Source organism: Galbibacter marinus (genome assembly GCF_000300875.1).
In the GTDB taxonomy this organism is placed as follows: Bacteria; Bacteroidota; Bacteroidia; order Flavobacteriales; family Flavobacteriaceae; genus Galbibacter; species Galbibacter marinus.
This window is the reverse complement of sequence record NZ_AMSG01000002.1, coordinates 1-13,678: the sequence shown is the minus strand read 5'-3', so window position 1 is coordinate 13,678 and position 13,678 is coordinate 1. Positions and strand designations below refer to the sequence as shown.

The window sequence follows — 13,678 nt, the reverse complement described above, 5'->3', positions numbered from 1 at the left end:
TTAAGGAGCTGGGGTTACACCATCAATACCATAATATTTTTGATTAAGAGCTTGAGATCCTAAACCATAAGTGGTGTCTGTGAAATTAGACATTACAACCAATTCGTTGATTAGGAAATCATAACCTTTCCAGAACTCCATAAAGATTTTAACCTTATAGTCTTGCTTCTGAACATCAGTTATTGCTGGCTTACCGTCAAAAACATCGATTAATCGAACAAAGTTATTCTCTGTGGTGGTGAAAATATCGTCTGTTTCCATAAATGGAATAGCTACAATTTCACGTTTTCCTAAACGTGTTTTTAAGGCGTTATTTTGGAATTTATTTTGACCGAATTTATCCTCGTAATCCAAAATATAGCGTTCTACATTATTTTCACTCATGAAGATCTTTTTTACTTTTGATTTCAATAAACTTGGTAGCTTACGCTCAAAATCGGTGACTTGATCTACAATGTTAGAATCGGTAAGAGCTGATAAAGGAATTTTGAAAGCCGTGTGATCTGTATCTGGAACTCCAGCTGCTAGATCTAATAGAATTTTTTCAATTCCATTCATTGATTTTCCAAAAGTCTCTAGATCAGCAGAATCATAAACTCCCTTGACTTCTAAGTGAGCCATGTCGGACGTAACCTTAGGAATCAATTCCTTTTCGATAATATATTTGGATATAGGCATATCCTTAGGGTCTTTACCTTCAGCATATAAATCTGCCCAGTACGAACTTAAGATTTCAGCTGGAATAATAGGGAAATTTACCTTTTGATGATAATTCCTTAAGATTTTGTGTTCAATCTGTAAAGCTCCTAATTCATTCCATTCTGGTTTGAACCCCTGAACTACATTAGTAAGTAGTGTCGATCCTTGTGGGAATCTACCCTTTACCTTTGTAATTGGTTTTGTGTGCTTGTCTAATGTAGACATTTCAGCATTCAGTGCTGTGCTGATAAGTTTTGGATTATGTGAAAGATAGGTGTTTACTTCCTTCACTACATCATCAATAACCATAGTTGCCATGACAGTTCTTTTTTTTATTATTAATTGTTTTGATAGATAGATGAATTGAAGTCGACATAAGCGTGTGCTACACCTTCTTCTTCGCTATTTTTTACGGTTGTATGGGTTTCCCCTGGTTGCTTACCTAATTGCAAAATATGATTCTGTAATGCAGTGACTTTTTGAATGGAGGTAGCATTTTCAGCAACTTCTAATCCAGAAGCTTTTATTGCATTATCTAATGCAGTAGAAATTCCTGAAATGTCATTTTGGGCATTAGTCAAATTGCTTTCGGCTGTTGTTTGAGCAGACTGAGCAGTGCTAATTGATTCTACTTGAGACTGCAAATGAGATTCAATTGAATCCAATTGCTGGTCATTTAAATAAGATCCATTATCGGTTGAAGCTAAAGGATCTGTTAAACCAAGAACGGATTGAATTCGCTCTCTTTTTTTTGCTGTATTAGCCATTGTTTCTTGGGTATTTGTGTTTGTATCTGATTTTGAAAGTTCAAAAGCTTTGTCGATTGCGGTCTGAAGTGTACCTATTTCATCAATTAGGCCTAGCTCTAAACTAGTAGTAGCATTATAAGTTGCTCCTTTAAAAACCTTGTCACTAATATTCGATCTCGCACTTTTAATATCGTTGATGAAGTCATCAACAACTGGATCCAGATCTTCCTTAATGTAGATGTCGTAATTTCCTTTTAAGGCTTCGCGATAAGACTTGTTTTTCTCATCACTTTTACTACTATATATCGTATGGAGTTTTGCGCCTTTTTGCTCATAGTACCCCTGTAAGTCCAAAAATTGGGCATAAGCACCGATGGATCCAATGGCATCAGCTCTTTTATTGGCAACAATATGATCTCCAGAAGCACCAATGTAGTAGGCTGCGGAGGCCATAAGTCCATCTGTATAGGTAACTATTGGTTTAGGGTAGTCAAGAAGATAATCATGGAATTCTGGTGTTCCGTATACTTGGCCTCCTCCTGAATCTATGTCCAAAACAACACCCACAATAACATCATCATTTTTAATTCTTTCAAGAATAGCCATTTTACTTTTGGTCCCAGATGGACCACAAGCTTGGTTATACTTGTAAATAGGAGATTTGATCGACAATACTACCACGTATTTTTCTGGATCACTTTCTTCCAGATCATCATATAAGGCATTAATCCCATTACTTTTGAAAGCTTTAGTTAGCTTATCTGAAGATGTTTTTTTTGAGTTTTCAGACATTTCCTTCCCCTCCAAAAGATTGAACAGAAGGGGCAGGTGTGCCTCGGCATAAGATTGATCTATATACCAAGGGGAGTTTAAAAGACTATGAAGATTGTTTATAGGCACGGGCAATTGTATTCATTATGTTACTGAACACAATATTATAGAAGCATGTCTCTTCAAAAAAGGACATTACAAACCTTCGGACAATTGGAATGCCAAACCTCTGTTGAAGATGTTGAATTGAATGTCTTCAAAATTTTTACTATTACCATAACCAGAACCATTTATTTTAATCGAATACCCTTTAACAGTACTATGATTATTGCTGTTTAGTTCATCAAAGGTGAAAATCAATGGTTGATCTGTCGTTCCATATAGAAATGAACTTCCTCTTTTTTTAACCAAAACAACAACTAACCCGTTATTATATTTTTGGAGCAATTCAAGAATTGACTTATTCTGAGGAGTTTGAGTGAATGTAATCGATACTGGAAATAAAGATCCAGTATCTCCGATTTTGGTTTGACCAGTAACTCTAATGTTTTCTGGAAGGAGATCCGTAATGAACGCCTGTGATGTATCTGGTAGATTACTAATTATATCAATAATCTGATCATCTGGAGTTAGATGATTGAAACTATATAATTGAGTTGATTCAATAATAGCTACTTCATGATAAGTGTCCACATGATCTTCGTTTCGGGAGTTGCATAAATTATATATCATACTTCAAAAATTAATAGACAAACCTGCCTTTTGGCAGTTATGTCCTATGGTTGTTTTTCAAGGTTTAAGCTAATTTGGATGTTATCTTTTTTTCGCTTAAAGTCCCTATATAATGTCTCATACTTTATATCATCTTCAGTGATATCATATACTTTTAGGAAATTTCGAATTCCTTGATTGAATTGTTCATTATTGGAAAATTTATTGATCATGACATGACAAAATAACTCCTCCCTAAACATCTTATCAATAGTGTCATTAAATGCTTGGGCAGAACGAGTATCAATATGGACCCCATTCCTTAAGTATTTTTCTTCTTTAATCAATACACTGAACACTTTATCGTATGATTTTTTTGAAACGTGACGAATATCATTATTTCGGTTCAACAATGAAAGGACTATCCCTCCAACAACAGTTTCTCGAGTAGCAATAATATGATCGTCTCCATATCTGTTTTTTAAATACTTATATACGTGATTGGATACTGGAATGTTTTGTGTAATTGTAAAATCAGCCATAGTAATAGAGTTTACCAAATTTAACAAATACATACAATATTCTGTATTTTAATCCAAAATTTTTATAGTTGCATCCAGACACGACACTGGAACCAACAACCTTTTTTGATCTAGAAAAAATTTTAGCTCTAAAGGATCCGTGTCTTCATTAATAATATGCATGCCGGACAAAGTCAGACCATCACTGTTTTTTACAGCATAACACTGACCATACCTTAATGTATTTCGGTTAATCTTTAAGTCATCTACTTCAGCTAACCTTAATGATACTTTTACTGATATAATACCTTCCATAATTTATACATTTTTCTGTTCGCGCGTATAAAGTGAAACTATCCAACACATCCCACACATCCCACACCTTTGATTATTAGTATTTTATCTTTTCAAAATGTGTTGGATGTGTAGGGAATCAAAAACAGTTCCATACACATCCATACACATCCAACACATTTCCAACACTTTAATTATTTGATTTTTAGTATTATAAGTATGTGTTGGATGTGTTGGAATCATTTTCGCTTCAAAATTTTTCATTTATAAAATTATTTTTAAAAAAAAAGCTTGCTAAAATGGCAAATCCTCTTTCTCTAGACCTTCTATACTTAGTTGATTATTTGGGGTCACAGGGGTTTGGTCAAATATAGTACCTTCGTTCATCTGGAAGTCCACGGCATCTGTTATCTCTTCAGCAATGTCTTTTGAGAAGATAGCGAGATCCACAACATAAGCACTCGTGCTTTTGGCTTGGCGTCCAGGTTCCATCCTGATTCCATTTTTATAATCAATAAAGCTTTCGTCTTTTTTAATCTGTTCTTGCATGCTGCTTTTACTCGGTGCGCTTTCTCTATATTGGATGTACCATTGCCTCTGTATTTTTAGATAACAATTGGTGAAGTTAAAATACAGGTGGGTTCCTTCTAATTTTAGATCATGGCCAACCTTGAGTCTATCATCTTTGTGTCCTCTTAATGATGCCAAGAAACAATCCCACCATTTACTGAGTAGACTTGCAGTAGCCAGTTTGCGTTCAAGAGCTTCTATTCTATTTTTAAAATGCTCTAACATTTCACTCTTATTAAATGGTAAGCTAACAACATCTTGGAAAATTTCATACGTGGCCACCAAGACTGAAAAATTTCCTATTATTCGACTTTTGGCATCGGGTAGCAGGGAATTCATCATATCTCTAGCGTTTCGATAGCTTTTTTTGAATCGCTGTTTGAAAATTTCTCGTGAATTGATGAGATCATCTGTGAAATGCGAATACATCTGTTTATTCATGTCTTCAAGAATTTCATAATTCTTAACAGCTTCTTCTGTGAAGTTTTGAACGTTCATGTCCTCCCAGATCACCCTGGTTAATAATGCATCATTATCGGGGAAATCATTTGAAGTTATAATCACCGAAGACAGAATCGGTATACTCTCGGTTCCAACGTGAGAATCAATATTTCCACGTTTATAACCACGTCTATCCCACAAGTCTTTTAGCATTTCATCTAAGCGAACATCCCCACGCTTATATTCAGACAACTGAGCTATTATATTTGAGAATTGAGCAAACTCTCTTACTTGCGCCTTCGCGGTACTTACACCAGAGGCTAATCCAATCCCTGTTTGAGGTACGCCAAAAAATCCTTGAGCACAAGCTGCCAGTTGGTCTTTACCCGTGGAGGGTGGACCAGATAAAAACATTAATGGAAAATTCTTGATGTTATTTACAACGATATCTTGAAAGGGTGTGGCCAAGGCAAATAATAATGCTGTAATAGAATGCTCTCGGTGCACTTTCTTAAGTTGTAAAGAATATTGCCCAAAATTGAAGTCTGGTTGGATGCACATCATCTTCTTCTGTCCTTCATACTTAAACGGATTGTTGCTGTAAATTCTGTTGGCACTTGGCACATAGTAGGAAGTGTTTTCGAATTTAAACACACCATTTTCATCGATATCAATGGATGTTTTGCCAGGAATAGTGATCTTGTTATTCCATGCCCAGAATCCTTCAGGTTGCCATCCTAGAACGTCTATTTTTCTTCCAGTTCCCATTCGGTCAAATAAAAAGGCTCTAATTTTTTGAAAATCTGGACGGCTTCCTGTGAAAAGATAATTCCCATGAGCAGTAACAGCATTGTCAAACTGTTGTTGTGAGTTCATGTGTTCTGAAGGAACGTCAAAAATCTTTTCATGCCCATGGACATTCTTAATAGATACTAATTTCATTGGAAATTTTTCATCCTGCATGTGCTGAATGATATCAATAGAAAAGTTGCTTACAGATTTAAATACATATGGTGGTTCCTCTCCTTTTCTGATCCATATTTGCTCCTTGGCCATAAACAATTGATAATTCTTGATTGTTCTATGGAGCTCTGGAGTCATTTCAATCCCTTTTGGCAATTCATATTCATAATCAAGGGATAAAGTTTCAGTTTCTTTTCGATTTCTTTCTGCTATGAATTTCTTAATCCAGGTCTCAAGTGTTTTTTGTGGAAGGCCACTTTCCTTCTTTAACCATCCAACATATATTTGAAGGATGGCTTCCTCTTCTATTTTGGATATGATTTCACACAAATTTTTTGAAATTGTGCTTTTCTCCACTTCATCTTTCCCAATCATTTGTTCTAAAAGAACCTTGAATCCATCGATGGGAGTAGCTTTTTCTTGGATAACTGATTCAATACCAGAGACTTTTATTTCATCTTTATTTAACCTGGTGAAATCATCAGGATCACAATCAGGCAAATTCACAACAAATGTTCTGAAGCCTTCAGCTAAAAACCTTGGAATATTCTTTAATGTGGATGATCTTCCAGCCTTATCTCCATCCATAGCAAAAACCACGGTGTCCGAGTATTTTTTTAACTCAGCAATTTGGTTGTCATGAATTGAGGTTCCGCAAGGAGCTACTGTGTTGAGAAGTCCATTTATATGAAAACTAATAACATCATTATATCCTTCAACCACATACACTTTACCTTTGTTTCGGATCTCAAATTTCGCAAGGTTCAGGCCATACCAAATTTTGCTCTTATCGTAGAGGATAGTGTCACGGCTATTTAACCATTTCACCTTGGAGTCTTCTGATAAATCACGACCAGAAATACCAACTGGAGCTCCATTCTTGTCAAATACTGTGTAGGTGACCCTGTTGTAATAAAAATCATTACCCTTCGAAATTAGCCCAAGGTCGGTTCCAGACGCAGTTAACCCTTTTTCCGATAGAATTTCATAAATAAACTTATTTCCTGGTGAAAATCCTATCTGGTAGGTATCAACCACTTCCTCAGTGTATTTTCTTTTCTCGAAAACTTCCTTTTTAGCAGGGTGACTTTTAGGAAGTTTCTTGAAAGATTCAGTATACTTTTTAATGGTTGCTTTTAGCAGTGGTCTAAGATCCTCCTGCTTACTAACCTTTTCCATGTATGCTTTAGCCTCTTTGGAATCATCATATACAATGTCTTTTGCATAAGTGTTGGCCAACCACTCAATTGATTCGGTAAAACTCATTCCTGTTTCCATTAAAAAAGAAACTGCGTTATTACCTCCTTTGCCTGACGAAAAACACTTCCATATTTGCTTAGCAGGAGAAACCATGAAACTAGGAGTTTTTTCCGCTGTAAAAGGTGAAGAGCCTTTATAGTTAGCACCTGATTTTTTCAGCTCAACAAACTTTTTAATCACATCTAGTACGTCTGATTCTTCTTGGATGGATTCTATGAATTTTTTTGATATATATGGCATGTGCTTGTTTATTTTTGCTTATTATTTAATATGTTTAGTTGATTTCTCATGATTTATATATTTTTCATAAATGCCATCCACTTAGTTTTACCTTGTTTCCCAGAAGGATGTCCGAATAATGGCTGTTTTCCAATTATTTCAATAATCTTATTGGTAGTGATCTGGACTTCATTCCACTTGAAAATGAGCGTTCCGAATGGCTCTAGTACTCTCATACATTCTTCAAAACCAGCTCTTATATCTGTTTCCCACGTAGGAAGTAGTACGCCGTATTTTTGAGCCATCCAAGTGTCTTGTCCGAGCTTGTGTAGATGTGGCGGATCAAAAACTACCATTTTGAAAGAGTTGTTAGGAAATGGCATGTTTCTAAAATCACCTACGACATCTGGCTTAACGGATAAATGTCGCCCATCACATAGAGTAGCTTCTAATTCACGGATATCCATGAAAAGTACATCTGGATTGGACTTGTCAAACCAAAACATTCTAGAACCACAGCATGCATCGAGTATAAACTTGTCTTTTTTCATTGATACCTTGTATTAGTCCAGTGAATAATTTGCCCTTCTATATCTTGGTCAAACCAATAAATAAAACTTTTTATATCTGGGAAGCCATCTGCGATTGCAAGTCGTTCGATTGTCCTATAGTCAACGGCTCCACCATCAATAAAAATAGTAGGTGTGGAGCCATACCAATCACATAGATATTTCCCGTATGTGATTGATATCGTTTGAATTCCAGTGCAACCAAAAGTTGGTGCAAATTGGAACCTGTTCTTAGTTCGATTATATATCACTGGGTGAATCCAATCACCTTCTTTAAATCGATGACCTTTCCTTATAGTGTGAATTTTAGGCTTAAGATCGATAAAACTATTAGCTAATGGACAACCCAATGCTTGAAGTTTAGGGAGATATTTATCAAATTCTTTATCTACGATGTCTCCAGGTAAAGATCTCCAGATCTTCTCTACAAATTGGTTTGGTGAGTTCGCTATTTCGCTTGGCATTTTGCTTGGCCAATGGGTTGAAAATGGTAAAGTCATAATTAGTCTTTTTTAGTTTAGATACTTATCAAGTAAACTCAAAGTATTCATTGTCCTTAATAATGGTAGTTGAGAAAGGAAAGTTTGATTTCGGAACCTCCTTTATTTGTTGAATTAGGATCTTACTACTTGTGAAAATGATATGCCTAGATCCGTTTTTTTCGATTTGTAAAGTCAAACACTTCGTTCCTGATTTCATTATGCTTTCTCCAATTTTAAAATCATGGACCACAATGGGCACATTGATGATTCGTTCCATTTTTATTTTATCTCCCACAAATGAGGTTATTTTGGGTTTAATGTTGAAATCTTTGAAATTGTTCATGTGTAAGTAATTTTTTAAGTAAGTTTTTGGAATCTGCATGTTTTGCCCACCCCCAGTAAGCGGCAATGGACGCATGCTTTTTCTTTTTAGAGACTGATTTGGCAAACCTCTTTTTTATTGATTTTCGCAATAATGTATGCGTGTGATAATGGACATAACCTACGAAATCAATACCTCTTGAATTGACAGGGAATACCTGATGATTGCCTTTAAATTGTAAGTTCAGCCTATCATTTATATAGTTATTCATTTCTATGAATAGTTGGTGTAAATAGGTTTTGCTTGATGCGAGAGCTACGATATCATCCGCATACCTGAAGTAATATTTTACCCCCTTTTCTTCTTTCATCCAGTGGTCAAAATATGACAAGTAAAAATTCGCTAAATATTGACTGAGGTAATTGCCAATAGGTAATCCTGGAGCACTATCAATAATTTCATATAACAATGCCAACAGATCCTGATCTTTAAATTTTTTCCTAAGTAGACTTTTAAGGATGTCATGATCAATAGACGGATAGAACTTTGTTATATCTAATTTTAGGCAATATTTAGTCCCTTCTACATCTTGTAAAGCCTTTTTAACAGCATTAGAACATGCATGTACACCACGCCCCTTGATGCAGCTATAGGTGTCAGAAGTGAAATTTGCCATAAAAATAGGCTCTAGGACATTCATAATGGCGTGGTGGCATATACGATCAGGAAAATACGGGAGCCTATACACCAATCTCTCTTTTGGTTCGTACACTTTGAATGTCGAATATTCCGAAGTCTTGTATGCGTTATTAGTCAGCATTTCATGTAGAAGGAGAAAATTACCTTCTGGGTTATTGTCAAAAATTCTAACTCCATACTGATTTCCTTTTCCTTTTCTTGCTCTAGCATCTGCCAATCTTAGGTTTTCGATTGTCACTATCTTTGAATAAAGGTTAGTTTGTCTCTTCATGCCTTTGTTTTTTGGGTCGTCTCCCCGATTGGTACCAACGCCCCGTTTAAAATTGTCTTTTTCTGCCAAGTGGCAAGGTTTGCATTGAACATAAATTTTCACCAAGGTGGGACCTGCAATTCGTATTCGTGTTCCAGTTATCGACGTTGTTCAACGACCACCTGGAGGCCGAACGAAACTCAGGATTCAATGCACAACCTTTTCCTACCTATAGTGCTGCTTTGAATAATTCAGAAAATCGTTCCCAAGCATCCCAAGCTATTTCCCGAGTTCTAAAAACTCGGCGGGACCCGCAATACGTATTCGCGGGCCAGAGAACGACGCCGCTCAACGACCACCCGGAGGCCGAACTATAGTCGTACCAATGTTCATACTTAGGTTGTGAAAAATCTGAATAATCAGGCATCCAAGTTTTATCAAGTCCTTCACTGTTTAAAGCCATGATAAGCACGTCGAGTTCAAAATTTAGGATAGTATGTTTTTGGAATTCTTCTGGAAGATTAGAAACATCTGGTCTTACATTTGAATCTATTCCCTGTGCTTTAAAGGCGTCCTCTAAACTGTTAATTTGTGATTTCATGTTTATTTATTTAATTAGGTTAATGTAAATGTGGCTGAACTTTTCCCATGCGTCTTTAGCGTCATCACTGTCGATAAAATAAAGGCGGGACCCGCAATACGAAGACGCGGCCCAGCGAACGACGACGAACAACGACCACCCGGAGGCCGAATTATAAATATATCGGTGGCAATATTTAGGTTGATTATGGTCAGTCCAATCAATTTTACCTTTTCGGTTTTGATTGTAACACCTTGCAATCAGTAAGGCTTGTTTCAATGCACAAGCTGCAATATCATCTGGGTCATTACTGTTACATGTGTAGTCTAATTCGGCTTTACCCATGATTTCACAAACGTCCGAGAAGTCTTCAATAAGATCTCTGATGTCTGTGAAGGTTTCCTTTCCCAATAAATCTTCTAACAATTTTTTACCAGATGTTTTGGCGTTTTTGTGAGCTGCAATAGCGGCTTCTCTTTTAATGTTTAATGTGTCCATTTGTTAATTTTTAAATGTTGATTTAGTGTTGTCAATGCACTGGTGGCAAATTCCCTCAATTTCTTTCCAGGAGTATCCTTGGCATTTCAAGGTTCTAATTACATGTGCCATCCGTGCTTTGGCTTCTTTGATGTTCATTTTCTGCATATGAGTTATAGGGCTTTTCAGAGTACTCGTGCCATTGAGTGGGACTTATTCCTTTCTTGGATCTATTTCTACCAATAAATACAATAGCGGCATAAGTAATGGCAAATAGCGATATGCCCGATGCTAACATAATTCCTGCAACTTCTATCATTTTTATTGAATTTGAGTTGCTGATCTTGCGCCGATTGTAATGCCTAAAATGATCATTACCATAACTATTAGGATTATGCCTATTATAGCGATGCAACCTTCAATGCTTCCGATAATTCCAGCCATATGAGCTGTCATAGCAGATAATATTAATGAGATTGATACGCAAGTGACACAAAGGATTGCGATTATCCGATTGTTCCTTAGTAGTTCTTCGTGAATTTTGGATTGCTGTTCCATTGTTTTAGTTTTTAGGGTTATTGTGTTTTTTAAAGTATTCTCCAACAGTGATTTCATTGTTAACTGGGGGAAGATTTACGGTTCTCAATTTGTTGTATAGTGAAGTTACAAGCCTCCATAGATCGTCGTTTGAGTAATTCTGTAGGATCACTGAATAATTTTTCGGATCCGTTAGATAGCACAATCGTTGCTCCATGCACCTTGATGTGCATTGCCTGCTCGTTGAACAACTTCTGCAATTGCATTTGAAAGCCGCTTCTGGTGATCTGACGCTCTTCATCATTTGAAAATCTTGTGGTGTCATCATAAGTCATGGCGATTTGTGTCTGACACCTAATTATATCCTGTTTGATTTTTTCTATTTTTCTCATGCTACTAGGACTTTTTGGTTTTGTGCTTTAATTGCCAGTGCCACTTTGGTGGCACAATTAGTTTTATGAAGAAGGTTCTGCTTGTGCCAATTAAATGTGCTCATCGAAATGCCTAGGATATTAGCAATAGCTTTATCTGGGAAGTCTTGTGAAATAGAGTCAAGTATGGTTATATCACGGTTGTTCATCCGAACACCATCAATGGTGATTTCTTTACTTGCCCAATGTTGGGAAATACAATTTTTGTTGTCTCTGAAATTTTCCGATGGAGATAGACGACCTTTGGATATGTCTGGTATGGAATCTAAGTCTCCATACATGTAATATGTGTATAGCTCTACTTTTCTTTCCATTGTCTCTACATTTTGAAGATCGTTCATTGCCTGAGGATCTTTTAAAAAAGAATTCTGAAGTAATTCAAACAAGTGGGGAGGAAGATCCTTAAAGTACTTCGTTTTACCATTTTGCAACCACAACACTGTTTTGGTTGATTTAACCCCTATAAATTCAATGTTTGAATCTTTTGGAGATACGCCTGCCATAAATTGTTCGGCTGCATTTTTTTCGATAGTTTTGCTCATAATTTAATTTTATATTGTTTACAATAGGATATGCCGGAGTTCGCGCTCCGGTTTATTTTACTTGAGACAAAAGCACATTAATTCTTTTATCCTCTTTTTTGTTCTCTTTTAAGGTTTCGCTGAAACAATCATATATCGCCAATTCGAGTTTTAGGTTGGTGATTGGTCTGTTCATTATTGCCCTGATCATACTTTCGGAATAAATATTACCTTCTTTGGTTCTTATATCGTTTTTTTTCAAATACTCGATAATCACCTGCGTGTAGCCTTTCCCAGTCCTTTTTAACTCCTTTTTTATTTTCTTTTTCGCTGCTTTGGTAATCATATAAAACTGCTATTTCGTTGTTAACGTTTTTATGTTAATTTTACTAACGTATTATTAACGCTAAACTACATACAATATTCTGGATATGCAAACATTATTTTGCATTTCTTTAGAAAATTGTGTGTAATTAAAAATCTCATGTGTCATGACAGCAGTCGAAAGAATATTAGAAATACTTAAAGATACAGGTCTAAGTACTAGGCAATTTGAGCTTAGTATTGAAAAAACTTCAGGGTATTTTAACTCCTTAACTAAAAGGGGAAGTAGTCCCAGTGTGGACGTTGTGTCGAAGATTGTAGAAGTGTATCCGCATTATAGTGCGGAATGGATTCTTTCAGGAAGAGGGTCAATGTATCTTAAATCAGACTCGAAAAAATTAAACAAAAGGGGGTCGTCGATTGATTGTGATTTAACCATCGATGAAATTATTGATTCCAAAATACAATCGAATTTGAACGATTTGAAGCAAACACTAATTCAAATGATTGTAAATGAAATTGACAAAGAAATTGCTGAAACTAAGCAGTCAATTACTGATCGAATTAGCGATTAATATTGATTGTAAATATTCTTCTTGAGTGCTCGTAATCATCTCTTCATCCTTTACTATTTCGGTAAGGGATGATTTAATTTTTTCGAGTTCATTTATGTATTGCTCATTACTATAGTTTGATTTAGATTTCTTAAGCTCCAAAAATGCATTGACATAGTTGAATAGTTTGTTTCTCATTACTGGGGAATTTTAATTATAGGTAATAGTATCTTTTTAGTTTAAGAAGGAAATAAACTAAAAATGACTAAAATTAATCGAATAGAATACCTATTTGATTCCAGAAGAAAATTTTTGTGTCACAAGTTTGTCACAAAAAAATAATATATAATTGATAATTAAATAGTTGCAAATTGAAAATAATCCTGGCGCGATCACAAATAAAAAGCTTAACACTTGTAATGTCATGTTGTTAGGCTTTTTTTTGTTAGATTTAATTCCCTTTATTTGGTAGTAAATCTTTATGTGACACTTATAGCCCTATTGCTACCTTAAAAACGTTCTCATAAGAAGAGTTTTCTGGTTGACCCATAAAATCCCAACCAGTTAAACCCGTTACAGTTAATACGTGCTGTTTTTTTTCGTTTTGCCTATCATATCTAAGAACAGCTTACCCTCTATAAAGTAGGTAACGAAATATAAATTAAGGTATTTCATTCACATCCTGCCTCCCAACTATCGCCATTATTTCATATTTCAAAGGTATAAATTGAAAT

At 35.6% G+C, this 13,678-nt stretch carries 18 protein-coding genes; 1 reads left to right on the top strand and 17 read right to left on the bottom strand.

Annotated features, from left to right (window positions below; translation table 11 throughout):
• The 16 genes from I215_RS01830 to I215_RS01755 all read right to left on the bottom strand — a co-directional run bounded on the left by I215_RS01830 (position 1) and on the right by I215_RS01755 (position 12,412).
• Entirely contained in the window at positions 1 to 1,017 is a 1,017-nt protein-coding gene (locus I215_RS01830) for a hypothetical protein (RefSeq protein WP_008990241.1), read from the bottom strand.
• Between the two features lie 20 nt (positions 1,018 to 1,037).
• Positions 1,038 to 2,348: a S49 family peptidase gene (locus I215_RS15655; protein WP_156800173.1), complete on the bottom strand. Its 1,311-nt coding sequence runs from the start codon at positions 2,346 to 2,348 to the stop codon at positions 1,038 to 1,040.
• Positions 2,349 to 2,414: 66 nt separating this feature from the next.
• The gene (locus I215_RS01820) at positions 2,415 to 2,951 is read right to left on the bottom strand and encodes a hypothetical protein (RefSeq protein ID WP_008990239.1); all 537 of its coding nucleotides are present in this window, start codon (positions 2,949 to 2,951) and stop codon (positions 2,415 to 2,417) included.
• A gap of 44 nt (positions 2,952 to 2,995) precedes the next feature.
• The gene (locus tag I215_RS01815) at positions 2,996 to 3,472 is read right to left on the bottom strand and encodes a hypothetical protein (protein WP_156800172.1); all 477 of its coding nucleotides are present in this window, start codon (positions 3,470 to 3,472) and stop codon (positions 2,996 to 2,998) included.
• Positions 3,473 to 3,520: 48 nt separating this feature from the next.
• Complete coding sequence (locus I215_RS01810) at positions 3,521 to 3,766, bottom strand: hypothetical protein (protein WP_008990237.1); 246 nt, start codon at positions 3,764 to 3,766, stop codon at positions 3,521 to 3,523.
• A 273-nt stretch (positions 3,767 to 4,039) separates the two neighbouring features.
• A complete protein-coding gene (gene dnaG, locus I215_RS01805; protein WP_008990236.1) occupies positions 4,040 to 7,219 on the bottom strand; it encodes a DNA primase in 3,180 nt (1,059 codons plus the stop codon).
• 53 nt (positions 7,220 to 7,272) lie between these two features.
• Complete coding sequence (locus tag I215_RS01800) at positions 7,273 to 7,749, bottom strand: class I SAM-dependent methyltransferase (protein WP_008990235.1); 477 nt, start codon at positions 7,747 to 7,749, stop codon at positions 7,273 to 7,275.
• Positions 7,746 to 8,267: a hypothetical protein gene (locus I215_RS15650; RefSeq protein ID WP_156800171.1), complete on the bottom strand. Its 522-nt coding sequence runs from the start codon at positions 8,265 to 8,267 to the stop codon at positions 7,746 to 7,748. The genes I215_RS01800 and I215_RS15650 overlap by 4 nt, the downstream gene beginning before the upstream one ends.
• 28 nt (positions 8,268 to 8,295) lie before the next feature.
• Complete coding sequence (locus tag I215_RS01790; protein WP_008990233.1) at positions 8,296 to 8,592, bottom strand: hypothetical protein; 297 nt, start codon at positions 8,590 to 8,592, stop codon at positions 8,296 to 8,298.
• On the bottom strand, positions 8,564 to 9,541 hold the full coding sequence (locus I215_RS01785; RefSeq protein ID WP_040459755.1) for an RNA-directed DNA polymerase: 978 nt from the start codon (positions 9,539 to 9,541) through the stop codon (positions 8,564 to 8,566). The genes I215_RS01790 and I215_RS01785 overlap by 29 nt, the downstream gene beginning before the upstream one ends.
• Positions 9,542 to 9,749: 208 nt before the next feature.
• Complete coding sequence (locus tag I215_RS01780; RefSeq protein WP_008990231.1) at positions 9,750 to 10,121, bottom strand: hypothetical protein; 372 nt, start codon at positions 10,119 to 10,121, stop codon at positions 9,750 to 9,752.
• A 6-nt stretch (positions 10,122 to 10,127) separates the two neighbouring features.
• Positions 10,128 to 10,598: a hypothetical protein gene (locus I215_RS01775; protein ID WP_008990230.1), complete on the bottom strand. Its 471-nt coding sequence runs from the start codon at positions 10,596 to 10,598 to the stop codon at positions 10,128 to 10,130.
• A 94-nt stretch (positions 10,599 to 10,692) separates the two neighbouring features.
• A complete protein-coding gene (locus I215_RS16075) occupies positions 10,693 to 10,896 on the bottom strand; it encodes a hypothetical protein (RefSeq protein WP_008990229.1) in 204 nt (67 codons plus the stop codon).
• Between the two features lie 298 nt (positions 10,897 to 11,194).
• Positions 11,195 to 11,449, bottom strand: coding sequence for a hypothetical protein (locus I215_RS01765; RefSeq protein ID WP_156800170.1), 255 nt, complete (start codon positions 11,447 to 11,449; stop codon positions 11,195 to 11,197).
• Positions 11,450 to 11,502: 53 nt separating this feature from the next.
• Positions 11,503 to 12,087 (bottom strand): helix-turn-helix transcriptional regulator, encoded by a 585-nt coding sequence (locus I215_RS01760; RefSeq protein WP_008990226.1) that lies wholly within the window; start codon positions 12,085 to 12,087, stop codon positions 11,503 to 11,505.
• A 52-nt stretch (positions 12,088 to 12,139) separates the two neighbouring features.
• Positions 12,140 to 12,412: a hypothetical protein gene (locus I215_RS01755; RefSeq protein WP_008990225.1), complete on the bottom strand. Its 273-nt coding sequence runs from the start codon at positions 12,410 to 12,412 to the stop codon at positions 12,140 to 12,142.
• Between the two features lie 145 nt (positions 12,413 to 12,557).
• On the opposite strand from I215_RS01755, the gene I215_RS01750 reads away from it, so the two are divergent.
• Complete coding sequence (locus I215_RS01750) at positions 12,558 to 12,965, top strand: hypothetical protein (protein ID WP_008990224.1); 408 nt, start codon at positions 12,558 to 12,560, stop codon at positions 12,963 to 12,965.
• On the opposite strand, the gene I215_RS16070 is transcribed toward I215_RS01750, so the two are convergent.
• Complete coding sequence (locus tag I215_RS16070; protein ID WP_156800169.1) at positions 12,939 to 13,142, bottom strand: hypothetical protein; 204 nt, start codon at positions 13,140 to 13,142, stop codon at positions 12,939 to 12,941. The genes I215_RS01750 and I215_RS16070 overlap by 27 nt on opposite strands.
• Between the last annotated feature and the right edge of the window lie 536 nt (positions 13,143 to 13,678).